The organism is Ruegeria sp. C8 (genome assembly GCF_056537565.1).
In genome coordinates, this window is sequence record NZ_JBQFRV010000009.1 from 104,586 (window position 1) to 127,794 (window position 23,209).

The following is a 23,209-nucleotide window of genomic DNA, read 5'->3' on the forward strand; positions in this document are numbered from 1 at the left end:
ATGTTGACACCGCTTAGCATGGCCTTACCGTTCCGCAAAGACAACGCAGCGGAGAAAGTGCATATGACCCAGATTGACTACTATTTTGCGACAATTTCACCCTATACCTATCTGGCGGGCACACGGCTGGAGGAGATCGCAGCCAAGCATGGCGCGACGATCAATTACAAACCGCTGGACATCATGGCGCTGTTCGGGCGCACGGGCGGGACGCCACCAAAAGACCGGCATATTTCCCGTATTGAATACCGCGCACAGAATTTGGTGCGGGTCGCGAAAAAGTTAGGCGTACCGTTCAACCTGAAACCGGCGCATTGGCCGACCAATATGGCTCCGTCCTCTTACGCTGTGATTGCGGCGGCCAAAGATGGATCGGGGGATGTGGGTAAACTATGCCAATCCCTGCTGCGGGCCTGTTGGGCTGAAGAGAAAGACGTTGCGCAGGACGACGTGATCCGTGACTGTCTGACGCAAGCCGGGTTCGATGCCAATCTGGCCGATAGCGGTCTTTTGGTGGGGGCCGAGACCTACGCTGCCAATTTGGAAGAGGCTGTGGAGAGCGGCGCTTTCGGCGCTCCGTTCTACATCACGCCGGATGGTCAGCGGTTCTGGGGGCAGGACAGCCTTGACGACCTCGACCAACATTTGGCCGAGTTGAAAGGCTGAGCCTACAGATGGGATAGAAACTGGTCGATCTGTTCATGGCTGATCGACCAGTCGCAGACCAGACGGCAGGGCAGAGGCTCTGACTCATCTTCGCCTTCCAACTGCGCCCCCCACAGGTGATAGACCGCGCCCGCCGCATGAAGCTGGCGGTGTTTGGCGCGCGGGAAGGAGGCGAAGATCATGTTGGCCTGCGGCTCATGCAGGAAATCGGCTCCTTTCGCCCGAAGACCCTCAGCCAGACGAGCACAGTTTGCATTCGCCTGACGGGCAGATGTCAGCCAAAGATCATCGTCCAGATAGGCTGCCATCTGGGCAGACAGATACCGGTGCTTCGAGAACAAATGCGCCCCGCGTTTGCGGCGCAGCTCGAACTCCCAGGCTTTGGATTCGTCGAAGAAGATCACCGCCTCGACCCCCATCAACCCGTTCTTGGTGCCGCCAAAGCTGACCGCATCCACGCCAGCCTTCCATGTCATCTCGGCCGGTGAACATCCCAACGCGACCAGAGCGTTCGTGAACCGCGCCCCATCCAGATGCACCGGCAGGTCATACTCCTTCGCAACCGCACACAGCGCTTGCAATTCGTCCAGCGAATAAACCGACCCTCGCTCGGTCACTTGTGTGATGGACACCGGTCCTCGTTGCGGTCCATGCACACCACGTGTTTCTTCTACCGAAATCGTTCGGTGCAGGGCCTCGGGGGTCATCTTGTCGGAGCCGGGTACTAGGGTCAGCTTCGCTCCGCTATAGAATTCGGGCGCATTGCATTCATCCTCGTGGATATGCGCGACCGGAGAGCAGAAGATCGTCTCCCACGGGTTGGAGAGGGTGGCCAGCGCCAGTGAATTCGCTGCCGTTCCGGTCGCCACCAGATAGACCGCCGCGCCGGGGGCTTCGAAAATGCTGCGAAGGCGGTCTCGGACCTCATTCATCAGCGCGTCAGCCCCATAGGCCATCTGATAGCCCTGATTGGCCTCGGCCAGTTTTGCCAGTACCTGCGGATGGACAGGCCCGGAATTATCGGAAGCGAAATACATCAGGTCGGCTCCTCAATGATATAGTCTTCCCACTCTTCCATGGGGGTCTCGAACTCGGACACGGTACGCCCCTGAACCGAGACGCCGGCGGCATGAACGCTATCGGCTGTGCCAGACAGCAAGGGGTGCCAATCATAGAGAGGCTTACCCTCCCACAGTAGGCGATAGGCGCAGGTTTGGGGTAGCCAGTAGGCGTGCGAGTCGATGTTTTCTGGCGTCATGACGATGCATTCGGGCACGAACTGGTGCCGGATGTCATACTGGGTGCAACGGCAGCTTTCATCGTCCAAAAGACGGCAGGCAACACAGGTCAGCGCGACCTCGCCCGTGTCTTCGTCTTCCAGCTTGTTCAGGCAACATTTGCCGCACCCATCGCAGAGCGCCTCCCACTCGCGCTGGTTCATCCTGCGCAGTGGTTTGCGCTCCCAAAAACGCGGGGGCAGGTCCGCGCGGTTGATCGGATCCACGCTCATCGAGCCGCCAGAATCTCGCGCGACTTCGCGCAATCGGCATCCATCTGGGCGATCAGCCCGTCCAGACCATCGAACTTCATTTCAGGCCGCAGGAACTCGACCAATCCGACCGAGAGGGTTGCACCGTAAAGATCGCCGGAGAAATCAAACAGGAAGGTCTCTATATTGGGGACCTCACCATTGAACATGGGCCGCACGCCAATCGACGCCGCGCCTTGGTAGGAGCCCTTGTTGGGGCCGTCCAAAACATCAACCAGTACCGCATAAACACCGAATTTCGGCGGGTGCAGGCCCTCGATCGACATGTTTGCAGTGGGAAAGCCCAGCTCGCGCCCGCGCTGCTCGCCGCCGATGACCTCGCCTTCGATGCGGTGCCAATGGCCCAGCATCGTCGCCGCATCGCCAGGTCGGCCTTCGCTGAGCGCGGTGCGGATCGCGGTCGAAGAGACGACGTTCTCGGAACGCTCCATCAAGGGGGCGATGGTCACACCGAACCCCATTTGCTCGCCAAAGCGCACCATATCCTGCGCCGTTCCAACCCGCCCTTTGCCAAAGCAGAAATCGGCACCCACAACGATATGAGACAAGCCCAAACCGTCGCAGATCACATTGCGCGCGAATTCCTCGGGGGTCAGCCCGGCCAAAGCGGCATTGAAGGGCAGTTCATAGAGCTTTTGCACACCCAGCTTCTCAAGCCGGTGTGCCCGCGCGTTCCCGCGCATCAATCGAAACGGAGGCGTATCGGGCGCAAAATACTCACGCGGATGCGGTTCAAACGTCAGCACGCCCAGAGGTGCATTCGGAGCCGCATTGCGCGCCAGCTCGATAACCGACTGATGCCCCACATGGACGCCATCAAAGTTCCCGATCGCCACGCTGGCGCCGCGATCTTCTGGCTCGATATACTGGAAGTCCCGGATGATTTGCATGCGCTTTGGGTACTGTTCATCAACAGTATGTTCAAGCGTGACCTTCGAGAATTTCGGACAATTCGTCCCGCTTAGATGGTGAGTGGCAGAGCGTCATTCGGTTCAGCGATGACCGTTTCAGCGCGCTAGTCATCGCTGCAGGGATTAAAACCCTCTGCGACAGGGATGCGTGTCTACTCGTTCAGTCGAACTTACGCGATGGGGCAAGGACCATGGCTTCGCCGACCAGAACCTTCTTGCCATCGACCGCGCAGTGACAATCCAGCTTCACGCGGCGTTTGGCAAAATCAATGTCGATCACCTTGACCTCGGCATAGACCATGTCGCCAGGGCGCACGGGGGCCAGGAACTTCAGCGACTGACCCATGTAGACCGTCCCGTGACCGGGCAATTGCTCGCCAATCACGGCCGAGATCAACCCGGCCGTCAGCATTCCATGCGCAATGCGGCCTTCAAAGATCGTATCGCGGGCGTAGTCATCGTCCAGATGCACAGGGTTCCGGTCTGTCGAGACCTGGGCGAACATCTCGATATCTTCATCCGTCACCACTTTGCGCAGGTGGCGGGACATGCCCATCTCGATGTCTTCAATACAGATCGTTCCGCGTGGAAGATTGTCCAACATGGTGCCCTCACTTGAAATCTGCCGAGTAATAAAAGTCTACCACCGGACATTAGTTGGCAACTTTATTACTTCGCAACTGCAGAAAATCAAGTGAAAAATGACTAACGCAAACGCCCGATTGTATAGGTGGGATTGATCTTTTCCCTTTCTATGTAGTCGTTTAGGGATTCTGCGTGGGGGTGGTGCGACGTTTTCGTCTCGGCCGCGGCTAACCCGCCTGAAATAAAGAGCGTATCGATTCCCTCTCCCATGCCGCCAAGGATGTCGGTATGCGGGCCGTCACCGATAGCCAGAATGTCGCTGTCCGAGACGTCAACATCCATTTCCTGCACACGCCGACGCGCCAGATCGTAGATCGGAGGATGGGGTTTGCCGAAATACAGGCTCTCGCCACCCATCTCGGTGTAAAGCTTCGCCAAAGCGCCCGCGCACCATTCCCGTACTTCGCCTCGATCGACCACGATGTCAGGGTTCGCACATAGCAGCTTCATGCCTTTTTGCTTGGCATAGAGAAAGTCCGGACGATTGACGTCAGGGTCCGCCATCGTGTCGAACGGCCCGCAGCATACGATCCCCTCGGCCTGATCCAGAGGGACGCGCTCGATATGAACAGGATGGTCCAACAGCTTCAGAGGCTCAAAAAACCCCGCATCGCGGTCCCATTCGCCCATGAAGTAGACCTTCTCGCCGACCGTTCCGCGGAACATGGCTGAACGGGCTGAATCTCCGCTTGTGGCGATGGTGTCATAGGCGTCGGCGGGGACGTTGAACTGCGAAAGCTGCGCGGCGACGCCCGCGCGTGGCTTCGGAGAGTTTGTCACCAGAACAACGAAACCGCCTTTCGAGCGGTAGGTCTGCAGCGCGGCAACCGCTTCTGGATACGCAGTGATCCCATTGTGAACACAGCCCCAAAGATCGACAAAAAGTACTTTGTAACGGTCGGAGATCTCGTGGAGGGCGGAGATGATCTGGGTCATGGGATTCCCTTTGGCATGGTCTGCGGACAGCCAAGCCTATGGCAGAGCTTGGCAGGTTTTGCCAGAGGGGGCGCTGCCCCCGCCGCGGCAAGCCGCGACTCCCCTGAGGTATTTTGAAACAGAAGAAGCAGGGGATCCGCACTTCATCTGGCTAAAAATATCCCGGAGCGCGAGGCAGAGCCTCGCACAAAGAAAAAGGCGCCCGCTTGGGGCGCCTTAGAGTAAGGTCTCAGACCTTGAGGTTCGGAATGATCTGCTTTTTCCGGCTCATGATGCCGGGCAGGACCACAGCGTCGCCGTCGACCGATGCACCGAAGCTTTTCTCGGCAACGGTTTTGACCAATTCATTTGGGACCAGCAGGGTGGCTTCTTCGTTCAGGATGTCGACGACGAACAGCAGCACCTGATCGACGCCGTCTTCTTTTGCTACGTTAACCATCGACGCGGCCAAGCTGCCCTTGCGGTCCAGAACAACGCCCGGAGCAGTGGTTTCCAGAACCGAGACACGGAACTTGGTGCCGTCAACTTCGTATTCCTTGCTATCCATGCGGATCAGTTCGGCATCCGAGAACGAGGACACATCCGATTTTGCCGCGAACATGTCCGCCGCATAGGCCGAGACATCCAGACCCAGTTCTGCGGCCAGTTTCTCGGCCACTTCGCGGTCATGCGCGGTGGTGGTGGGCGAGCGGAATTCCAGCGTATCGGACAGGATGCAGGTCAGCGCTGCGCCTTTGATGGCTTCAGGCATCTTGGCGGCGTCGTCACCCATCAGGTCGACCATGATGGTCGCAGTACAGGCCAGAGGGCGAACGGTGATATCGATAGGGCCTTTGGTTTCCAGACCTCCAACCAGTTTGTGGTGGTCGATGATGGCACGGATGTCGGCGCTGTTGACGCTGGCGGGCAGCTCGGCCGGGTTGTTGGTGTCGACGATAATAACCGGAGCGTCCGCTTCCACGTCTTCGATGATGCGCGGCTTGGGCAGGTCCCAGCGCTGCAGCATGAAAGCGGCTTCGGTGTTGGGCTCGCCCAGCAGCACGGGTTCAGCCTGCTCGCCTTTGACTTCGTTCAGGTACCACGACCACAGGATCGGAGAGCCGGTGGAATCGGTGTCGGGAGATTTGTGACCAAATACTAGGGTTGTCATGTCAGCGTCCTGCGGATTGGAAATTTGCGCGCCTTATAGGGCGCAAGTCATGGCTTGTCACCCGCTTGCTGGCCCATGCGACTGAAGGTCTGACATGCTGAGAATTCAGAACGGCGCCCTCGTCAGTGTGTAGCCTTCCTTTTCCAGAAGCGAGAGCAAACCGTATGTCTGGCTGAGATGCCCGGCACCAACAGCGATCACGGCCGTTTGGTCTTGAATACGCAGGATGTGGTCCATCCAACTGTTATTGCGATCTACCAGCAATTGTTGTTCGAACTGCGCCCATTCGGCGTCGTAATCCTTTTGCGACAGGCCGGAGGCTTCAAAACCCTGAATCCGGGCTAGTTGCAGGATCTGCGCGTGTTTCTCCTCGAGATACGCATTGGCCATCGTGGCGAGGTGGTTTGCATCGGCCTGCATTGCTCCGGACAGGCGGACCAGCGAGTCGACCTGTTGTTCCAGTGAAAGCGTGTCGAACATCGCCATCAGGTCTTCGATCCGCTCCAGCGAGTGTTGCGGAATCCCGTGCGCCTCGGCCACGTCCGTTAGGCGGGCATCCATTCCATGGTTCGCATCCGGGTTCTGCATCAGGCAGGGCGGGATGCCCAGCATCATGCTCAGAAACCAGGGCCGCATTTTGGCTGCCATCCAGCTGGGAATGCCGCGCTCGGCCAAAGAAGTCGAAAGGGCCGCCCAGTCCTCGGCGCTCATCAGGTCGATCAGGGTGGGACCCTCGGTGATCATCACGGGGCTCAGGTCATTGGCCAGGCCTTGCTCGAACGCTTCCATTTTGGCCTCGGTGACCTCGAAATAGATCGCGTCTGCATGGGCTACGATGGGTGTCAGCCGTTCGACGACCGGCCCCATCCGTGCATCGTTTGTGTGCAGTGTTCCGATCAGGTGCAGGGTCGTGTCGCCCTTGGTGGCGATCCAGTGATTGCCCGTGGGGTAAGGGACCGAGGCAAGGGATTGTTGCAGGGCGGCCTGATCCTCTTCCGACATCAAGGGCCGCAGGTCGTGACCTTCGCAGGCGGCATGTGCGGTCAGGGGCAGAAGCAATAGTCCAAAAAGGGCCATCAGGCGCATAGGCGGTCCTTCCTCGGTTGGTCAAACAGACGACATAAGATTTAGGCATCCAAATACAGCATATTCAAGGCGACCCATCTGGTATTTCGACACGAAACGCATAGCATTGGGCCATGGAGCGCGAGCAGGATCTTTATCCCCCCATCAAGGCATTGTTCGAGAGGCAGGGTTATACCGTGAAAGGTGAGGTTGGCGCAGCCGACATCATGGCGGTGCGCGACGGGTCTGAGCCGGTGATTGTCGAGTTGAAGCTGCGCTTTTCGCTGGCTTTGTTCCATCAGGCCGTCGCGCGACTCAGGATCACGGATCAGGTCTATCTAGGGGTGAGCAAGCCAATCGGACGCACCGCGCGTCGTGCGTTGCGGGACAATCTGGCGCTCTGCCGCAGGTTGGGCTTGGGCCTGATCACCGTGCGCGCGGACGGAGCGGTCGAGGTGCAATGCGATCCCGGCTCCTATGCGCCGCGCAAGAACAAGGCCAAAGCGGGTCGGATGCTGCGAGAGTTTGATCGGCTGCAAGGCGACCCGAACTCTGGCGGCGCGACGCGGCACGGCATTGTCACCGCCTATCGCCAGGATGCTTTGAAATGCGCGGCCCATCTTGCCGAACATGGCGCCTGCAAAGGGGCCGAGGTCGCGAAGTCGACAGGCGTAGCCGAGGCCACTCGGCTGATGCGCACCAATCACTACGGGTGGTTCGACAAGGTCGAAAAAGGTGTTTATGCCCTGACGGATGCGGGGCGGGAGGGCTTGAAGCACTGGGCCTATAGTTGGGACCAGCCTGATTGAGGGTCTTGGTCGAAAAAAATCCATCACAGCTTGTTGACTCGGGGAATTGCACCCCCTAGCTATGCGTCGTTATCACTCTCTACCCTTGAGTGCTAACGCCTCGCCAGTCGGCGGGGGGAGGATAGATAAACTTTGAGCCCAAGGAGCTGCAAAGATGGCATTGAAACCGCTTCATGACCGTGTGCTGGTTCGCCGTACAGAAAGCGAAGAGAAAACCGCAGGCGGCCTGATCATTCCTGACAGCGCAAAAGAAAAGCCCAGCGAAGGCGAAGTCGTCGCAACCGGCGAAGGCGCACGCAAGGACAGCGGCGAGCTGATCGCGATGGCGGTCAAAGCTGGCGACAAGATCCTGTTCGGCAAATGGTCGGGCACCGAAGTTCAGGTCGACGGCGAAGAGCTGCTGATGATGAAAGAAAGCGACATCATGGGGATCATCGAGTAAGCCGCCGCGCTTCACTCTGATCTTCATTTACAACTTATTTCTCAAGGAGAAACGACATGGCTGCAAAGGACGTCAAGTTCGACACCGATGCCCGTAACCGCATGCTGGCAGGTGTGAACATCCTGGCCGACGCTGTTAAAGTGACCCTGGGCCCCAAAGGGCGCAACGTGGTTCTGGACAAATCCTTCGGCGCACCGCGCATCACCAAAGACGGTGTATCGGTTGCCAAGGAAATCGAACTGGAAGACAAGTTCGAAAACATGGGCGCGCAGATGGTGAAAGAAGTCGCCAGCCGCACCAATGACGAAGCCGGTGACGGCACCACCACCGCAACCGTTCTGGCCCAAGCCATCGTTCGCGAAGGTCTGAAGCAGGTTGCTGCTGGCCTGAACCCGATGGACCTGAAGCGCGGCATCGACCTGGCGACTGCCAAAGTTGTTGCAGGCATCAAAGACGCGTCGCGTGAAGTCAAAGACTCGGCCGAAGTTGCTCAGGTTGGCACCATCTCGGCCAACGGCGAAGCTGAAATCGGCCAGCAGATCGCAGACGCGATGCAGAAGGTTGGCAATGAAGGCGTTATCACCGTCGAAGAAAACAAAGGTCTGGAAACCGAGACCGATGTTGTCGAAGGTATGCAGTTCGACCGTGGCTACCTGTCGCCTTACTTCGTCACCAATGCAGACAAGATGATCGCAGAACTCGACGACTGCATGATCCTGCTGCACGAAAAGAAACTGTCCTCGCTGCAGCCGATGGTTCCGCTGCTCGAGCAAGTCATCCAATCGCAAAAGCCGCTGCTGATCATTGCCGAGGATGTTGAAGGTGAAGCGCTGGCAACTCTGGTTGTCAACAAACTGCGCGGCGGTCTGAAAATTGCTGCTGTCAAGGCACCGGGCTTCGGCGATCGCCGTAAAGCCATGCTGCAGGACATCGCAATCCTGACCGGCGGTCAGGTCATCTCGGAAGATCTGGGCATGAAGCTCGAGTCCGTCACAATGGATATGCTGGGCACCGCCAAGAAGATCGAGATCACCAAAGACGAAACAACCATCGTTGACGGTGCTGGCGAAAAAGCCGAGATCGAAGCACGTGTTGCTCAGATCCGCACTCAGATCGAAGAAACCTCGTCGGACTACGACCGTGAGAAGCTGCAAGAGCGCGTTGCCAAACTGGCAGGCGGTGTTGCTGTTATCCGCGTCGGCGGCATGACCGAAGTTGAAGTGAAAGAGCGTAAGGACCGTGTGGACGATGCTCTGAACGCGACCCGCGCTGCTGTGCAGGAAGGCGTTGTCGTCGGCGGTGGTGTTGCTCTGGTTCAGGCCGGCAAAGCACTGGAAACTCTGGAAGGTGCAAACGCTGACCAGAACGCCGGTATCAACATCGTTCGCAAAGCGATCGAAGCGCCGCTGCGCCAGATCGCCGAGAACGCAGGTGTTGACGGTGCGGTCGTTGCGGGCAAAGTCCGTGAATCCGGCGATGTATCGTTCGGCTTCAACGCGCAGACCGAAGAATATGGCGACATGTTCTCGTTCGGCGTGATTGACCCTGCCAAAGTTGTCCGTACCGCTCTGGAAGATGCGGCGTCGGTTGCTGGTCTGCTGGTCACCACCGAAGCAATGGTTGCTGACAAGCCCGCCAAAGAAGGCGCGGCACCTGCTGGCGGCATGCCCGACATGGGCGGCATGGGCGGCATGATGTAAGCTGCTTAGGCCATAGTGCTTACGAGCGGGGTCGCCTTTTGGCGGCCCCGTTTGCGTTTGGAATGCCCGCTGCGCGGTCATGCCTCCGGCGGAGGTATTGTTGAACAGAAGAAGGGTGAGCTTTGCACTTAGCTGGAAAGTGAGTGTGCAAAGCGTGGCCAACGCGCTATGCGGGATTCATGAGACTTTTTCTTCTGACCTCACTGACCATGTGCGCCTTTGCGGCCAATTCGATTCTGAACCGGCTGGCGATTGAGAGCGAGGCGAGTGATCCTGCGGGGTTCGCCGTCGTCCGTGTTCTTGCGGGGGCGGTGGTTCTGGCCGTGTTGGTTCTTTTGAAAGGCGCGGTTCTGCCCCTTCGCTCACCACGTCGGATCATTGGGGCGGGTTCACTGTCTCTCTATATGATTGGCTTTTCTGTGGCTTACCTGACGTTGGACGCTGGGTTAGGGGCGTTGATTCTGTTTGGTGTCGTTCAGATCACCATGTTCGCAGTCGGGGCTATGACCGGAGCGACCCCGACGGTGCGCCAATTGGCAGGCGCAGCGGTTGCGCTGGGAGGGTTGGCCTATGTGCTTTGGCCATCGGGGACCGTTCAGGTGGACGCCTTGGGGGCTGCTCTGATGGTCGCGGCGGGGATTGGCTGGGCCGCTTATTCATTGGCCGGGCGGTCTGAGCCGAACGCCTTGGAGGGCACCGCGGCCAATTTTGTTGTCGCATTGCCCGTCACGGCTATGGCCTTGCTGGTGACAGGTGGTACTTGGCAGATGACCGGATTTGGCTATTTTCTGGCGGCTCTGTCCGGGGGCGTGACCTCGGGCCTTGGCTACGCGCTTTGGTATCGCGTGTTGCCGCAGCTTGCCCCTTCGGTCGCGGCAGTCGTACAGTTGAGCGTCCCTGTCATCGCAATCGTGGCGGGTATTTTGCTATTGGGTGAGGTGGCAAGCATGCGCTTGATCATCGGCGCGGCACTGGTTTTGGGCGGGATCGCGCTGGCAGTACAGCGTAGAACCTGAGGTCACATCTTTCCCCGAACCAAAATAGGCCTTATCTGGCGGGTATGAGAGTTCTGCTTGCCATATTTATTCTCCTTCTCCCGGCTGCGGCCCAGGCGAAATGCGTGATCCTGCTGCACGGGCTGGCTCGGACCGAGGCGTCCTTTTCGGTGATGGAGCAATTGTTCGAGGTGCATGGCTACACGGTCATTCGCCCAGGTTATCCGTCGACCGATTTGGGCATTCCGGAACTGGCCGAGCAAACTCTGCCCGATGCGTTCGCCGAATGCGGGGACGACACCGCAAATGTCGTGGCGCATTCCATGGGGGGCATCCTGTTGCGCTATTGGCTGCAGGATCACGAACCAGAGAATTTGGGTCGCGTTGTCATGCTTGGGCCGCCTAATCAGGGCAGCCAGTTGGTTGATGAATTGGGCGCATGGGAGGTGTTCGGCTACCTCAACGGTCCGGCGGGATTGCAGTTGGGCACAGGCCCGGAAGGCATCCCGCGCCAATTGCCTCCGGTTGAGTTCGAGCTTGGGGTGATCGCGGGTGAAAACTCTCTGAATCCGGTCTTTTCGTCGATGATTGATGGGCCAGACGATGGCAAAGTGTCGATCCGCACGACCCGGGTTGAAGGCATGGCGGACCACATCGTTCTGCCTGTGACGCATACGTTCATGATGAATAATCCCCGTGTAATGGCCCAGGCACTGCACTTCATCGAGTTCGGACAGTTCGACCCGCAAATCACTTGGCTCGATGGGGTGATGGACGTGATTGACGAGATCTGTATCGGGCAGGATTGCTCGGAGCCGAACTCGGAGCGCACGGAATGACCGCATTGGAACTGAACTTGACCGGAGCAGAGGTTCTGCTGCCGGAGGCCGGGTTGTCGCGTGCCGATTTGTCAATTGCCGAAGGGGAGGTGCAGGGCGACCGGACCGGGCGACAGGTAGATTTGTCTGGCTATTTGGTTCTACCCGGCATTATCGACCTGCACGGGGACGGGTTTGAACGTCATATTGCCCCGCGCCGTGGTGCCATGAAGCAGATGAACGAGGGCATCCTGTCGGTCGAGGCCGAGCTTGCCGCCAACGGGATCACCACCGGCGTTCTGGCCCAGTTCTACAGCTGGGAGGGCGGGGTACGCGGGCCAGACTTCGCCTCTCAGGTGTTCAAGGCGATTGCCGAGGTCAAGGACGGCACAGTCACCGATCTGATCCCACAATTGCGGTTCGAGACGCATATGCTGGACGACTATGACGGGCTGGCCCAAAAGATCGCGGGTTGGCAGGTGCCTTATGTCGTCTTCAACGATCACCTGCCGCATGACCGGCTGGCCAAAGGGCGCAAACCACCGCGCCTGACCGGGCAGGCCTTGAAAGCGGGGCGCAACCCCGATGCGCATTTTGAGATGCTGCTATCCATGCACGCCCGCAGCGATGAAGTCCCTGCCGCACTTGACGCGCTTTGCGCTGAGTTGGCCCAAAGAGGCGTGCGCTTGGGCAGCCATGATGATGCCACGTCTGAGACTCGCGCAGGATGGCGTACACGCGGTGTTTCGATTGCTGAATTCCCCGAAACCCTCGCCGCCGCAGAAGCCGCTCACGCGGCCGGAGACCACATCATTTTGGGATCGCCGAACGTGGTGCGCGGAGGCTCCCATAAAGGCAACGCCAGCGCTCTGGATCTGATCGCGATGGGGCTGTGTGACGCGCTGGCCTCGGACTACCACTACCCCAGCCCGCGCCGCGCCGCGTTGATGTTGGCAAAAAGCGGGTTGCTGGATTTCGCAAACGCCTGGGCGCTGGTCTCATCTGGCCCCGCGCGGGTTCTCGACCTGACAGATCGCGGCACGCTGATGCCGGGTCAACGCGCCGATATCGTCATCCTGGACGCAACAACCCACCGCGTCGCCGCCACCTTTGCGGGCGGGCGTGTCAGCCATATGTCCGGCGATATCGCGGCCAGATTTTTCGCCTGACTGCCTCATCTTCTTCTGTTAAAAAATACTTCCGCCGGAGGCATCGCGCAGAATGCGCGATTTCCCTCAGCGAGCGACGCGGTTGAAGTGACCCATCTTCCGGCCCGGCTTGACCTCGGCCTTGCCATAGAGGTGCAGGGCAACGTCCCGCTCCTGCGCCAGTTCCGGCACGCGGTCCATATCGTCGCCAATCAGGTTCTCCATCACCACGTCCGAATGCCGCTGCCCGTCTCCCAAAGGCCATCCGACCACGGCGCGAATATGCTGCTCGAACTGGTCGACGGCGCAGCCATTCTGCGTCCAGTGGCCCGAGTTATGCACCCGAGGTGCGATTTCGTTAACGATCAGGCCCGAAGGTGTGACGAACAGCTCAACCCCCATCACGCCCACATAGTCCAGAGCATTCAGGATATTGGCCGCGAGCAGAACGGCATCCGTCCGCTGCGCCGGGCGCAAGCTGGCAGGGACCGTTGTGGTGTGCAGGATGCCGTTGCGGTGGACATTCTCACCGGGGTCAAAGCAAGCGACCTGACCATCAAGCCCGCGGGCCGCGATGATCGAGACTTCGTGTGAGAAGTCCACAAACCCCTCAAGGATCGCAGGCGCGCGCGCCATATCGGCCAGAGCAGCCTCGGCATCCTCAGGCGCGCGCAGGCGGGCCTGACCTTTGCCGTCATAGCCGAACCTGCGCGTTTTCAGGATCGCGGGTGTCCCGATGTCCTCAATGGCCGTATTCAGGCTTGCCAGATCGGTGACGTCTGCAAAAGGCGCGGTGTTGAGGCCCAGACCTTGCAGGAAATTCTTCTCGGTCAACCGGTCCTGACTGACCCGCAGCGCCTCGCGTCCCGGACGGATCGGGCGGTGGGCTTCTAGCAGGTCCAGCGCCTCGGTCGGGATGTTCTCGAACTCGTAGGTGATGACATCGACCGAGTCGGCGAAGGCGCGCAGCGCGTCGGCGTCGTCATAGGGCGCGGTTGTCACGAGGTCGGCGACTTGAGCGGCGGGAGGGTTGGCGCCCGGCTCATAGATATGCGTCACAAACCCCAAGCGGGAGGCAGCGACCGACAGCATCCGGCCCAATTGGCCTCCGCCCAGAATACCGATCCGGGCGCCGGGTTTCAGAGCGTCACTCATCAACTGGCTCCTCCGGGATCGAGGCGGACAGAGCCTCACGCCACGTGTCCAGCCGTTCAGCCAGTGCGCTGTCTTGTAAGGCCAGAATACCGGCCGCCATCAGACCCGCATTGGCCCCACCGGCCGAGCCGATTGCCATGGTCGCCACAGGAAATCCTTTCGGCATCTGAACGATCGAGTACAGGGAGTCGACACCCGACAAAGCCCGCGTCTGAACCGGAACACCAACAACGGGCACGCGAGTTTTCGACGCCATCATGCCGGGCAAATGCGCAGCTCCGCCAGCGCCTGCGATGATCACATGCAAACCGCGCGACGCGGCGGTCTTGCCGTAATCCCATAGACGGTCAGGGGTGCGGTGGGCCGAAACGATGCGTTTTTCATACGCGATGCCCAATTCATCCAAGATATTGGCGGCTTCTTTCATCGTGGGCCAATCCGATTGGCTGCCCATGATGATCCCCACTTTCACATCGCTCATCCGCTTGCGTCCCTGCCGTTCGAAAGAGCGCGCACTATAGCCAAATCCGCATGCGTGGCAATGCGTCAGGCGATGATGTCGGGGGTCAGGCGATCCTCGATCAGGCGGATGATGTCTTTCAGCCGCAGTTTCTGCTTTTTCAAGCGTTTGATCGTCAATTGATCGGATGTGCCGGTGGCCTGCAACGCCTCAATTGCCTCATCAAGATCACGGTGCTGACGGCGAAAAACCTCCAGCTCAACCCGCAGAACTTCGTCGGTTTTCATGGAAAGGTCAGTGGGCGCGTTCATTGGCGACTCGGGCTTGTTGTGGTGCGTCCCCAACAAGATAGTGTGCAAGACGTTATCGCGCCAGACCTTGTGGACTTCCCGGTTTCTTCCCATATTCTATCTTGTGCGGTTGCCGAAATGGGGCCGCCCAAAACGTCGCTTTGACATAAAAGGACGAGAACACGTGTCAAAACTTACCTTGGGCTCATATCCGCATCTGTTGGGGTTCGAGCAATTGGAACGCCTTCTGGAACGGTCTGCAAAGGCTGGCAATGAAGGATATCCGCCCTACAACATCGAACAGACCTCGGACTATTCCTACCGCATCACTCTGGCGGTGGCCGGGTTCGCGGAAGAGGATCTGTCGATCACCATCGAGGACCGCCAACTGGTGATCCGGGGCCGTCAACGCGACGACAGCGAGGGGCGCATCTTTCTGCATCGCGGCATCGCGGCGCGTCAATTCCAGCGCATGTTCGTGCTGGCCGACGGTGTCGAGGTGGGCGAGGCGATTATGGAGAACGGTCTGCTGCATGTGGATCTGACCCGCGCCGTGCCGGAAACCGTGGTGCAGACAATCAACATACGGAAGGGGTAAGAGCAATGAACACACCGATTGAAATCAACACCGAAGGCGATCGTATCGTCTATGTCAAAACGGTTGAGGTTGCCGATCTGCCCAGCGATCTGCGCGATCAGGCGGGTGATCTGGATCAGCTTTACGCCGTTCATGACTCAGACGGGCAGCAACTGGCGCTTGTCGCCGACCGCAAGCTGGCCTTTGTGCTGGCCCGCGAGCATGACCTCTCGCCGGTGGCCGTTCACTGAACGGCCCCAGCCACACGCGTTTGCGCGTGACATTCCGCCCGACACCAGCGAAACATGCACAAGCTCCGGATCGCATCCGGGATGACATGTTCATGTAAGGAAACGGTGGATGAGCTGGTTCGATTTTGACTGGGTGGATGCCTTTACTGACAAAGCCTTTGGTGGAAATGGCTGCGCCGTAGTCCATGGCGCGGCCCACCTGTCGGATGAGGTCTGCATGGCCTATGTGCGCGAAACCTCTCTGGTCGAGTGTACTTTTGCAGGCCAGTCGGATGTTGCCGATATCCGGGTGCGGTATTTTCTGGCCAGCCGTGAAATCCCCTTTGCCGGTCATCCGACCATCGCAACGGTCGCGGCACTTCGGTCGCGCGGTCTGGTTGAAGGCGACTCTCTGACATTGGAAACCGGGGCGGGGCTTGTTGCCATTCGTCTGAACGGTGATGAGATCGAGATGACGCAGGTTGCGCCGGAATTCGGAGCCTATGTGCCTGCTGATCTAGTCGCCAGTGCGATATCGTTGCCCGAGGACGCGATTGTTTCTCCGCCGCGATTTGTCTCTACCGGGTTGCCGTTCTGTATCACCGTGCTGCGGGATCACGACGCCTTGCGCGCAGCGCGGCTGGTCGAAGGTCCTTTGCGCGAGGTGGCAGCATTAGCGGGATTTTCTGGTTCCGATATGGCAGAGCCGTTTTTGGTCACCTTGCAGGGAGCGACGACACAAGGGGATACGTTCTCACGCCTGCTGCTGGCACCGCCCAGCCCACCCGAGGACCCTTTCACAGGTTCTGCGACGGGCGCGATGGCGGCCTATCTTTGGAAATACGGGCTTATGGAGAAAGACCAATTCATCGCTGAACAGGGTCACGACATGGGGCGTCCGGGGCAAGCAACGGTGACGCGCGTCGGCCCAAGCGATGCCATGACCGGGATCAAGGTGGCGGGGCAAGGCTATGTTCTGATGCGCGGACAGGTCGACTTGCCTGAGACGGATCAATGACCCAAGCGATTGCTGTTTTACCCTACGGCCACCGTCTGGGCCCGAAACTGGCCGAGGTGCCTTTGTCCGAGCTGATCTGGCACGAGGGCTGCCCGGATCGTTTGCTGGGCAAAACAGTTGGCGACCTCGCGCCGACGGATCATCTGATCATATATCCCAATTCGACGGTTCACTGGCGGTTGCGGCGGGGCACAAAGGCGCGGATTTCGCTGATGATGGGTGAGCCTTCGGCCATCCACGCCAAACATGACCGACAGTTGCGCCTGACATGGCGGCGGTTCTTTCGGGTGTTCACGTTTCACGATGTTCTGCTGGAAAACCTGCCCAATGCTGTGTTTCTGCCCTATGGCGTGACCATGGTGCCAGATTGGCAGGAGCTACAGGCTGAGAAAGTAAAATCCTGTTCGCTGATTGCCTCGGCCAAGCGGGACCTCGTAGGCCACCAGCTGCGGCATGACGTGATAGATTGGATCCGCGAAACCGGGGCAGATGTGGATATCATGGGGCGCGGATACACGCCTTTCGACCAGAAGTCGGATGGTCTGGCCCCTTACCGCTATTCGGTCGTGATCGAGAACGTGCGAGAGCGGAACTACTTTTCAGAGAAACTGATCGACTCGATCCTGTGCGCGACAGTTCCGATCTATTGGGGCTGCCCAAATATCGAGGATTTCATGGACACTTCGGGGATGATCCTCTGCGAGACACAGGCAGATATACAGGAAGCGATTCAATCTGCATCCGAAGAAGACTATGCCCGGCGTCTGCCCCATCTGAAGGCGATTCAGGGCACAGCTGCAGATTACGGTCAGTTCGAAGAACGCGCCGTGCGGGCTTTGCGGCATGAGCTATCGGGCGCGTCCGGTTAAAACCCCATCCAAGCCATCTGTGCGATCGGGTTGTCTTGTGGGTCAATCCCGTGACGCGCGCATAGCGTGCTGAGAAACGATCCCCGCACCGGCAGGCCCGCAGTCTGTTGGGCCATAAATTTCTTCTGATGCCCAAATACATGCACGGAATTCACCCCGTCCCGTTCTATTGCATTTAGCGGAATCCTTGGGTCGTGCAGCTTCCAAAACGCCTCGTTTGCTAGGGGGTAGAACGTATCAGCAGGCATAGCGTGGATGTCCTCTCCGGTCTCACACAGAAAATGCCCCAGCGCCTTGGGGCCGGAGCATCCCCATGGCAGCGCCTCGATCCCCCAGGACTCACCCGCCGCGATACGCTTCTCGTTGTGCCTGCGCAGCTTGGCCCCGCGCCATGGTTGGGTCGGGTTGGCCGAGGTGACAAATGCCAGCATCTGCGCAAGCGTTTGGGATTCTCGGGGCAGGCGGAGCACCCCATTGGGAAATTTGCCGGATTGAGAAGGGGCAAAGACATACGGGGACGCAAAATCAAAGGGCTTCAGACAGAGCGCATCCAGATCAACCCAGATGAAATCTGTACGTTCCAATAGTCTCAGCCTGAAGATGTCGGAAAAAACCGCGACGCCCAGCCGGTCTTCGGGCCGTAACGCGAAAGGGGCGGGCCACAGTATCTCGGACGCGTGCCGCAGGTCGACGCCATTTGGGATATTCGCGATGTCATGAGCCGCATAGAGGGTGAAGGAATGGCCGTGGTCTAGGTACGATTGCATGCATAACGCCTCAAGCCAGCTGAGATCGGAACCAAACCAGAAGCTGGCGATGTGAGGAAGAGAGCGCATCTTGTATTGACTGTAGCGAACTTGACTGGGCCGACTGCATCAATGCCACGCATCTTTGTCAATCTCGGTCGTTGTTTTGCACGAAAAACGGCCCCCGGTGACCGGAGGCCGTTTCCAATCTGGTTTAGCTCAACCGCCTAGTTCGCAGCGATCAGGCCCATGCTCTCGAGCTTCAGCAGAACCTGATGCGCGCAGTTGTCGACCTCGACATTCTCGGTCTCGACGCTCAGTTCAGGATTCTGGGGCACGTCGTAAGGGTCCGAGATGCCGGTGAACTCTTTGATCTTGCCTTCACGGGCCAGCTTATAGAGGCCCTTGCGGTCGCGGCGTTCGCATTCCTCGATGCTGGTGGCCACGTGAACCTCGCAGAAGGCACCGAACTGTTCGATCTCTTCGCGCACGGCCCGACGGGTGGCGGCATAGGGCGCAATCGGCGCACAGATGGCGATACCGCCGTTCTTGGTGATCTCGGAGGCCACGTAACCAATGCGGCGGATGTTCAGATCGCGGTGTTCCTTCGAGAACCCCAACTCGGACGACAGGTTCTTACGCACAATGTCGCCATCCAGCAGCGTCACGGGGCGGCCGCCCATCTCCATCAGCTTGACCATAAGCGCGTTGGCGATGGTGGATTTTCCCGAACCCGAAAAGCCGGTGAAGAACACGGTAAAGCCCTGCTGGCTGCGCGGCGGTTTGGTTTTGCGCAGCTCGGCCACGACCTCGGGGAAGCTGAACCATTCAGGGATTTCCAGACCTTCGGCCAGACGGCGGCGCAGTTCGGTGCCCGAGATGTTCAGAATCGTTACATTGTCTTTGTCGAGGATCTCGTCATTCGGCTCGTACTGGGCGCGTTCCTGCACATAGACCATGTGCTTGAAGTCGACCATCTCAACGCCGATTTCATCTTGGTATTTGCGGAACAGATCCTGCGCGTCATAGGGGCCGTAGAAATCTTCACCTTGGCTGTTCTTGCCGGGGCCAGCATGGTCGCGGCCAACGATGAAATGAGTGCAGCCGTGGTTGGCGCGGATCAGACCATGCCAAACGGCCTCACGCGGGCCTGCCATGCGCATCGCCAGGTTAATCAGCGACATCGAGGTGGTTGAGGCCGGGTACTTGTCCAGAACCGCCTCATAGCAGCGCACGCGGGTAAAGTGGTCCACGTCGCCCGGTTTGGTCATGCCGACAACCGGGTGGATCAGCAGGTTGGCCTGCGCCTCTTTCGCGGCGCGGAAGGTCAGTTCCTGGTGGGCGCGGTGCAGTGGGTTGCGGGTTTGGAACGCAACAATGCGGCGCCAGCCCAGTTTGCGGAAGTAGGCGCGCAGCTCGTTCGGAGTATCCCTGCGGCCACGGAAATCATAGTGAACGGGCTGCTGAATGCCGACAACGGGACCGCCCAGATAGACCTTGCCTGCCACGTTATGCAGGTAGTTGACGGCCGGGTGCTCATCGTCATCCGCGCCAAAGACCTTCTCGGCTTCGCGCGATTTGTCGGGGGTCCAGCGGTCGGTCACAGTCATGGTGCCGAGGATCACGCCCTCTTGGTCTCGTAGGGCAATGTCTTGGCCCAGTTCGATGCTTTCGGCGAATTCTTCGCTGACATCCAGCGTGATCGGCATCGGCCACAGCGTGCCGTCAGCCAGACGCATGTTCTCGACCACACTGTCATAGTCGGCTTCGCTCAGAAACCCTTTCAGCGGATTGAAGCCGCCATTCATCAGCAGTTCCAGATCGCAGATCTGGCGCGGAGACAGGTCATGGCTGGTCAGATCCGCAGCCTCAACCTTCAGCTTCTGGGCCGAGTCATAAGATACGTAGAGTTCGGGAATGGGGGCGAGGTTGCTTAACATTGTCATCGGAATTCTCTTGTCGATGTGATGATGCGCCAGTGTGATCTTGGCATTTGAAACGGCATGTGCCCCGCCACTGAGTCAGAGTCCACAGGGTCAGATAAAACTAAGGAGGATATGAGCGGTTTTTCTTGTGATTGGAAGAATTTTCCAATTGGGTGGGAAACCGGCGATCAAAGTTCCGGTAATCTAGCGCAAATGTGCCACAGTAAGTATGCGTGTTCCTGTTGTCTTAGGCCTTTTCAAATTCCGAGGCGCGGGGCACCGGCAGGGCTGGAACGGGCTTGGATACGCCGCGCAGCTCGAAGTTTTGGATGCGGTCGCGCGAGATATCCATCTCGGCGGCCTGTAGCAGCTCGGCCGAAACCAGAAGCTCAACCCCCAGCGGTTTTGTTTCGGCCTCAAGGCGGCTGGCGACATTCACCGCGTCGCCGATGATGGTTTGCGCGGCATGTCCGGCCGCGCCAATTTCCCCAAGCACCAGATCGCCCAGATGCAGCCCCATGCCGATACGGATATGCGGGCTGTCTTCGGATGAGAGCTGTCGGTTGAACTGTTCCAGCGCATGGCTGATCTCAATTGCCGCTTGCAGACCGGATCGGGCGGATTGCTGGGGGTCGGGTTTGTCAAAAACCGCCAGCAACCCATCCCCCATATATTTGTCGACGACCCCGCCCTGGGAGGTGATCGAAGGCACAATCGCGTCAAAGAACCGGTTTAACAGGAAGACGATGTCATAAGGCAATTGCCCAGCGGTACGGGCGGTAAAGCCGCGCATGTCCAGAAAGAGAACGGCCAGCTGACGTTCCTGCCCCTGACTGGCATGAGCCCGGTCGTGCTTGCCGTCGGGACGGAAAACACGAAAGACCTTTACCGGCTCGGTCGGGCGCATCTGACAGGCCAGGCGCGTCTGGGCCGAGGCCCCAACAGCGGCCAGACTGCGGGCTTCGATCTCGCTGGGCGGGGACAGGTGATCTCCGCCATCTTCGACGATCACGCGGCAGGTGGTGCAGCGGCCCTTGCCGCCACATAGGGCGGCATGCGGAATTCCGTTGGCCTGAGACATCTCAAGCAGCGTCATGCCTTTCTCGGCAAAAACCTCGGGCCCTCGGGCATAGGTGACCTGCACGGAATGCCGACGTCTCCACAGCTTGCGGCCAAGATAGAAGGCCGCCGTGGCACCAAGCGCGGCCCAAAAACCCGTCATGGCGTTGTCTTCGACGCGGAACATGGCCTCAAAGGCCTCGGCCGAGGGCCAGTTATAGTGTTCGATATACTGTGCGCGCAGGAAGTCATCGGCAAAATCGGCCCAAATCCGGCGCCCCTCGGTCAGCACACCAGCCAGGGCGAAACAGGGGACAAAGACCGCAATACCGATCAGGTAGGGCAGGGTCTTGCCCCACCACCGGGTCAGCCGCAGCCACATGTGCAACCCGATGCAGCCATGTACCCACACGATCAGCAACAGAAGGCTTTGCATCCAAATCGCAGAGCTTGGCCACATCAGGATGATGATATAGCCCATTTCGTCATTCACATCGTAGATCTCATGCGCGTATCGCGTGTGAATGATGTGGACAATCAGCTGGATCGGGATCAGCAGCCCCAGCACGACCTGCAGGGCCGAGCTGAACGGCATGCGCAAAGTCCGTCGTTGTATGATCGACGTTAGCGCAAGGCCCGAATGCACGATCAGCGCAAGGTAGAGAAGCGCGCTCATGGCGTCGTGGCGCGTGACGGCCTTTCGACCATCTTGCATGCCATGCAGATAGTCGGTGTGAAACAGGCCCAGGCCGATGTTCAGAAAATGGAAGAAGGCAAAGACAAAAAGGACCAGCCCGCTGCCGATCCTAAGGCGGGTTGACCACCCGCCACGCCAAAGAGCGTTGTCCGTTGTGACCACGCGCGACCCTCATGTTTTGCACCAGTGTGAGGCCGCGCGGGGACAGGGTCAAGCCGGTCTGGCCTGACCCTGTGGCCCCTCAGTCTTGTTCGGCCAGGAAGCGTTCGGCATCCAAGGCGGCCATGCAGCCCATGCCTGCGCTGGTGACGGCCTGACGGTAGATGTGATCTGTCAGGTCTCCGGCTGCGAAAACGCCCGGAACCGAGGTCTCGGTTGATCCCGGCTTGGTTACGACATAGCCGCCCATATGGGTTTCCAGCGTGTCCTTGACCAACTCGTTGGCCGGGGCATGGCCGATGGCGACAAAAACGCCCTTGCACGGGATTTCTGAGATTTCACCCGTTTTCACGTTCTTGACGCGCACGCCTTCGACGCCCAAGGGCGCGTCGGTCCCGATGACTTCGTCCAGTTCATGGAACCAGAGAGGTTCGATCTTTTCATTCTTCATCAGGCGATCCTGCAGGATCTTTTCGGCCCGCAACTCGTCGCGGCGGTGGATCAAGGTCACCTTGCTGGCGAAATTGGTGAGGAATAGCGCTTCTTCCACGGCGGTGTTGCCGCCACCGATCACAACGATCTCCTGCCCGCGATAAAAGAACCCGTCGCAGGTCGCGCAGGCCGAGACGCCGAAGCCTTTGAATTTCTCTTCGGACGGCAGGCCAAGCCATTTGGCCCGTGCGCCGGTCGCCAGAATGACCGCGTCAGCAGTGTAAACCGTGCCGCTGTCGCCTTTTGCGGTGAACGGACGTGTTGAGACATCCAGATCACTGATGATGTCGCCGATGACCTCACAGCCCATCGCCTTGGCGTGGTCCTGCATGCGGACCATCAGATCGGGGCCTTGTACCTCGGTGTCGCCGGGCCAGTTTTCGACCTCGGTGGTGGTTGTCAGCTGGCCGCCGGGCTCGATCCCTTGCACCAGAATGGGTTCCAGCATCGCGCGGCTTGCATAAACCCCGGCTGTATAGCCTGCGGGCCCCGACCCGATGATCAGAACCTTGGTGTGTCGTGTTTCGGCCATGGTACCCCCGCTCGAACTGCCTGAATTGGGCCTTTTGCCCGTCGCAAGGATATAGCGATGGCCGGGCAGGGCTTAAAGCCCCTTCATGAAGGGAAGCTGATATGCCTTATTGGAATGACTCTGCGCAAATGAGCGATTTGAAAACAAAGAAAATTGCGCAGCTACG

The 23,209-nt window shown here is 59.0% G+C and carries 25 protein-coding genes; 11 read left to right on the forward strand and 14 right to left on the reverse strand.

Annotation, left to right across the window (positions count from 1 at the left end; all coding sequences use genetic code 11):
• Positions 1-63 precede the first annotated feature (63 nt).
• Positions 64-666, forward strand: a complete 603-nt coding sequence (locus ACR0KL_RS13390; RefSeq protein WP_170662254.1) for a 2-hydroxychromene-2-carboxylate isomerase — start codon at positions 64-66, stop codon at positions 664-666.
• Between the two features lie 2 nt (positions 667-668).
• Here ACR0KL_RS13390 and ACR0KL_RS13395 read toward each other — a convergent pair whose 3' ends face one another.
• The 7 genes from ACR0KL_RS13395 to ACR0KL_RS13425 all read right to left on the reverse strand — a co-directional run bounded on the left by ACR0KL_RS13395 (position 669) and on the right by ACR0KL_RS13425 (position 6,943).
• Positions 669-1,703: a threonine aldolase family protein gene (locus tag ACR0KL_RS13395; RefSeq protein ID WP_170680350.1), complete on the reverse strand. Its 1,035-nt coding sequence runs from the start codon at positions 1,701-1,703 to the stop codon at positions 669-671.
• Positions 1,703-2,176 carry a YcgN family cysteine cluster protein gene (locus ACR0KL_RS13400; RefSeq protein ID WP_170680352.1) on the reverse strand — a complete coding sequence of 158 codons (474 nt, stop codon included), beginning with the start codon at positions 2,174-2,176 and terminating at the stop codon, positions 1,703-1,705. The genes ACR0KL_RS13395 and ACR0KL_RS13400 overlap by 1 nt, the downstream gene beginning before the upstream one ends.
• A complete protein-coding gene (locus tag ACR0KL_RS13405; protein ID WP_170680354.1) occupies positions 2,173-3,105 on the reverse strand; it encodes a bifunctional riboflavin kinase/FAD synthetase in 933 nt (310 codons plus the stop codon). Before ACR0KL_RS13405 ends, ACR0KL_RS13400 begins: the two co-directional genes overlap by 4 nt.
• Before the next feature lie 181 nt (positions 3,106-3,286).
• A complete protein-coding gene (locus ACR0KL_RS13410; protein WP_074736482.1) occupies positions 3,287-3,730 on the reverse strand; it encodes a MaoC family dehydratase in 444 nt (147 codons plus the stop codon).
• A 101-nt stretch (positions 3,731-3,831) separates the two neighbouring features.
• The gene (locus tag ACR0KL_RS13415) at positions 3,832-4,707 is read right to left on the reverse strand and encodes a TIGR01459 family HAD-type hydrolase (RefSeq protein ID WP_170680356.1); all 876 of its coding nucleotides are present in this window, start codon (positions 4,705-4,707) and stop codon (positions 3,832-3,834) included.
• 229 nt (positions 4,708-4,936) lie between these two features.
• Positions 4,937-5,857 (reverse strand): manganese-dependent inorganic pyrophosphatase, encoded by a 921-nt coding sequence (locus ACR0KL_RS13420; protein ID WP_170680358.1) that lies wholly within the window; start codon positions 5,855-5,857, stop codon positions 4,937-4,939.
• Positions 5,858-5,962: 105 nt separating this feature from the next.
• Positions 5,963-6,943, reverse strand: a complete 981-nt coding sequence (locus ACR0KL_RS13425) for a TraB/GumN family protein (RefSeq protein WP_170680360.1) — start codon at positions 6,941-6,943, stop codon at positions 5,963-5,965.
• Positions 6,944-7,056: 113 nt separating this feature from the next.
• On the opposite strand from ACR0KL_RS13425, the gene ACR0KL_RS13430 reads away from it, so the two are divergent.
• From ACR0KL_RS13430 to ACR0KL_RS13455, 6 genes are all read left to right on the forward strand, one after another.
• Positions 7,057-7,731 carry a DUF2161 family putative PD-(D/E)XK-type phosphodiesterase gene (locus tag ACR0KL_RS13430; RefSeq protein WP_170680362.1) on the forward strand — a complete coding sequence of 225 codons (675 nt, stop codon included), beginning with the start codon at positions 7,057-7,059 and terminating at the stop codon, positions 7,729-7,731.
• A gap of 154 nt (positions 7,732-7,885) precedes the next feature.
• Positions 7,886-8,173: a co-chaperone GroES gene (gene groES / locus ACR0KL_RS13435; protein WP_170352338.1), complete on the forward strand. Its 288-nt coding sequence runs from the start codon at positions 7,886-7,888 to the stop codon at positions 8,171-8,173.
• Positions 8,174-8,229: 56 nt separating this feature from the next.
• Entirely contained in the window at positions 8,230-9,873 is a 1,644-nt protein-coding gene (groL, locus tag ACR0KL_RS13440) for a chaperonin GroEL (protein ID WP_170374649.1), read from the forward strand.
• A 179-nt stretch (positions 9,874-10,052) separates the two neighbouring features.
• The gene (locus ACR0KL_RS13445) at positions 10,053-10,889 is read left to right on the forward strand and encodes a DMT family transporter (RefSeq protein WP_170680364.1); all 837 of its coding nucleotides are present in this window, start codon (positions 10,053-10,055) and stop codon (positions 10,887-10,889) included.
• 44 nt (positions 10,890-10,933) lie between these two features.
• Positions 10,934-11,707, forward strand: coding sequence for an alpha/beta fold hydrolase (locus tag ACR0KL_RS13450; RefSeq protein WP_480777145.1), 774 nt, complete (start codon positions 10,934-10,936; stop codon positions 11,705-11,707).
• Positions 11,704-12,855: an alpha-D-ribose 1-methylphosphonate 5-triphosphate diphosphatase gene (locus tag ACR0KL_RS13455; protein WP_480777146.1), complete on the forward strand. Its 1,152-nt coding sequence runs from the start codon at positions 11,704-11,706 to the stop codon at positions 12,853-12,855. Before ACR0KL_RS13450 ends, ACR0KL_RS13455 begins: the two co-directional genes overlap by 4 nt.
• Before the next feature lie 66 nt (positions 12,856-12,921).
• On the opposite strand, the gene ACR0KL_RS13460 is transcribed toward ACR0KL_RS13455, so the two are convergent.
• From ACR0KL_RS13460 to ACR0KL_RS13470, 3 genes are all read right to left on the reverse strand, one after another.
• The gene (locus tag ACR0KL_RS13460; protein ID WP_480777147.1) at positions 12,922-13,989 is read right to left on the reverse strand and encodes a 5-(carboxyamino)imidazole ribonucleotide synthase; all 1,068 of its coding nucleotides are present in this window, start codon (positions 13,987-13,989) and stop codon (positions 12,922-12,924) included.
• A complete protein-coding gene (gene purE, locus ACR0KL_RS13465; protein ID WP_170680370.1) occupies positions 13,982-14,470 on the reverse strand; it encodes a 5-(carboxyamino)imidazole ribonucleotide mutase in 489 nt (162 codons plus the stop codon). The genes ACR0KL_RS13460 and purE overlap by 8 nt, the downstream gene beginning before the upstream one ends.
• Positions 14,471-14,535: 65 nt before the next feature.
• On the reverse strand, positions 14,536-14,760 hold the full coding sequence (locus tag ACR0KL_RS13470) for a YdcH family protein (protein WP_037308505.1): 225 nt from the start codon (positions 14,758-14,760) through the stop codon (positions 14,536-14,538).
• A gap of 163 nt (positions 14,761-14,923) precedes the next feature.
• Between ACR0KL_RS13470 and ACR0KL_RS13475 the strand changes: the two genes are divergently transcribed.
• The 4 genes from ACR0KL_RS13475 (at position 14,924) to ACR0KL_RS13490 (ending at position 17,433) form a co-directional block, all read left to right on the forward strand.
• The gene (locus ACR0KL_RS13475) at positions 14,924-15,337 is read left to right on the forward strand and encodes an Hsp20 family protein (protein WP_170374660.1); all 414 of its coding nucleotides are present in this window, start codon (positions 14,924-14,926) and stop codon (positions 15,335-15,337) included.
• Between the two features lie 5 nt (positions 15,338-15,342).
• Positions 15,343-15,567 carry a DUF1150 family protein gene (locus tag ACR0KL_RS13480; RefSeq protein ID WP_170374662.1) on the forward strand — a complete coding sequence of 75 codons (225 nt, stop codon included), beginning with the start codon at positions 15,343-15,345 and terminating at the stop codon, positions 15,565-15,567.
• Between the two features lie 109 nt (positions 15,568-15,676).
• Positions 15,677-16,564, forward strand: a complete 888-nt coding sequence (locus tag ACR0KL_RS13485) for a PhzF family phenazine biosynthesis protein (protein WP_170680371.1) — start codon at positions 15,677-15,679, stop codon at positions 16,562-16,564.
• Positions 16,561-17,433: a glycosyltransferase family 10 domain-containing protein gene (locus ACR0KL_RS13490; protein ID WP_170680372.1), complete on the forward strand. Its 873-nt coding sequence runs from the start codon at positions 16,561-16,563 to the stop codon at positions 17,431-17,433. The genes ACR0KL_RS13485 and ACR0KL_RS13490 overlap by 4 nt, the downstream gene beginning before the upstream one ends.
• Here ACR0KL_RS13490 and ACR0KL_RS13495 read toward each other — a convergent pair.
• The 4 genes from ACR0KL_RS13495 to trxB form a co-directional block, all read right to left on the reverse strand.
• Positions 17,430-18,200 carry a hypothetical protein gene (locus tag ACR0KL_RS13495; RefSeq protein WP_480555306.1) on the reverse strand — a complete coding sequence of 257 codons (771 nt, stop codon included), beginning with the start codon at positions 18,198-18,200 and terminating at the stop codon, positions 17,430-17,432. The genes ACR0KL_RS13490 and ACR0KL_RS13495 overlap by 4 nt on opposite strands.
• Positions 18,201-18,406: 206 nt before the next feature.
• Positions 18,407-20,125, reverse strand: coding sequence for a bifunctional sulfate adenylyltransferase/adenylylsulfate kinase (locus ACR0KL_RS13500; protein WP_170680374.1), 1,719 nt, complete (start codon positions 20,123-20,125; stop codon positions 18,407-18,409).
• A 226-nt stretch (positions 20,126-20,351) separates the two neighbouring features.
• Positions 20,352-22,022: an adenylate/guanylate cyclase domain-containing protein gene (locus ACR0KL_RS13505; protein ID WP_480555304.1), complete on the reverse strand. Its 1,671-nt coding sequence runs from the start codon at positions 22,020-22,022 to the stop codon at positions 20,352-20,354.
• A 79-nt stretch (positions 22,023-22,101) separates the two neighbouring features.
• Positions 22,102-23,043 carry a thioredoxin-disulfide reductase gene (trxB, locus tag ACR0KL_RS13510; RefSeq protein ID WP_170680375.1) on the reverse strand — a complete coding sequence of 314 codons (942 nt, stop codon included), beginning with the start codon at positions 23,041-23,043 and terminating at the stop codon, positions 22,102-22,104.
• Between the last annotated feature and the right edge of the window lie 166 nt (positions 23,044-23,209).

Excerpts from the sequence above, each read along its gene's own strand:
- ACR0KL_RS13425 (WP_170680360.1), bottom strand. The coding sequence starts at position 6,943 with ATGCGCCTGATGGCCCTTTTTGGACTATTGCTTCTGCCCCTGACCGCA.
- ACR0KL_RS13445 (WP_170680364.1), top strand. The coding sequence starts at position 10,053 with ATGAGACTTTTTCTTCTGACCTCACTGACCATGTGCGCCTTTGCGGCC.
- trxB (WP_170680375.1), bottom strand. The coding sequence starts at position 23,043 with ATGGCCGAAACACGACACACCAAGGTTCTGATCATCGGGTCGGGGCCC.
- purE (WP_170680370.1), bottom strand. The coding sequence starts at position 14,470 with ATGAGCGATGTGAAAGTGGGGATCATCATGGGCAGCCAATCGGATTGG.
- ACR0KL_RS13490 (WP_170680372.1), top strand. The coding sequence starts at position 16,561 with ATGACCCAAGCGATTGCTGTTTTACCCTACGGCCACCGTCTGGGCCCG.
- ACR0KL_RS13415 (WP_170680356.1), bottom strand. The coding sequence starts at position 4,707 with ATGACCCAGATCATCTCCGCCCTCCACGAGATCTCCGACCGTTACAAA.
- ACR0KL_RS13470 (WP_037308505.1), bottom strand. The coding sequence starts at position 14,760 with ATGAACGCGCCCACTGACCTTTCCATGAAAACCGACGAAGTTCTGCGG.
- groES (WP_170352338.1), top strand. The coding sequence starts at position 7,886 with ATGGCATTGAAACCGCTTCATGACCGTGTGCTGGTTCGCCGTACAGAA.
- ACR0KL_RS13390 (WP_170662254.1), top strand. The coding sequence starts at position 64 with ATGACCCAGATTGACTACTATTTTGCGACAATTTCACCCTATACCTAT.
- ACR0KL_RS13430 (WP_170680362.1), top strand. The coding sequence starts at position 7,057 with ATGGAGCGCGAGCAGGATCTTTATCCCCCCATCAAGGCATTGTTCGAG.
- ACR0KL_RS13460 (WP_480777147.1), bottom strand. The coding sequence starts at position 13,989 with ATGAGTGACGCTCTGAAACCCGGCGCCCGGATCGGTATTCTGGGCGGA.
- groL (WP_170374649.1), top strand. The coding sequence starts at position 8,230 with ATGGCTGCAAAGGACGTCAAGTTCGACACCGATGCCCGTAACCGCATG.
- ACR0KL_RS13405 (WP_170680354.1), bottom strand. The coding sequence starts at position 3,105 with ATGCAAATCATCCGGGACTTCCAGTATATCGAGCCAGAAGATCGCGGC.
- ACR0KL_RS13410 (WP_074736482.1), bottom strand. The coding sequence starts at position 3,730 with ATGTTGGACAATCTTCCACGCGGAACGATCTGTATTGAAGACATCGAG.
- ACR0KL_RS13485 (WP_170680371.1), top strand. The coding sequence starts at position 15,677 with ATGAGCTGGTTCGATTTTGACTGGGTGGATGCCTTTACTGACAAAGCC.
- ACR0KL_RS13450 (WP_480777145.1), top strand. The coding sequence starts at position 10,934 with ATGAGAGTTCTGCTTGCCATATTTATTCTCCTTCTCCCGGCTGCGGCC.
- ACR0KL_RS13400 (WP_170680352.1), bottom strand. The coding sequence starts at position 2,176 with ATGAGCGTGGATCCGATCAACCGCGCGGACCTGCCCCCGCGTTTTTGG.
- ACR0KL_RS13455 (WP_480777146.1), top strand. The coding sequence starts at position 11,704 with ATGACCGCATTGGAACTGAACTTGACCGGAGCAGAGGTTCTGCTGCCG.
- ACR0KL_RS13495 (WP_480555306.1), bottom strand. The coding sequence starts at position 18,200 with ATGCAATCGTACCTAGACCACGGCCATTCCTTCACCCTCTATGCGGCT.
- ACR0KL_RS13395 (WP_170680350.1), bottom strand. The coding sequence starts at position 1,703 with ATGTATTTCGCTTCCGATAATTCCGGGCCTGTCCATCCGCAGGTACTG.
- ACR0KL_RS13480 (WP_170374662.1), top strand. The coding sequence starts at position 15,343 with ATGAACACACCGATTGAAATCAACACCGAAGGCGATCGTATCGTCTAT.
- ACR0KL_RS13500 (WP_170680374.1), bottom strand. The coding sequence starts at position 20,125 with ATGACAATGTTAAGCAACCTCGCCCCCATTCCCGAACTCTACGTATCT.
- ACR0KL_RS13420 (WP_170680358.1), bottom strand. The coding sequence starts at position 5,857 with ATGACAACCCTAGTATTTGGTCACAAATCTCCCGACACCGATTCCACC.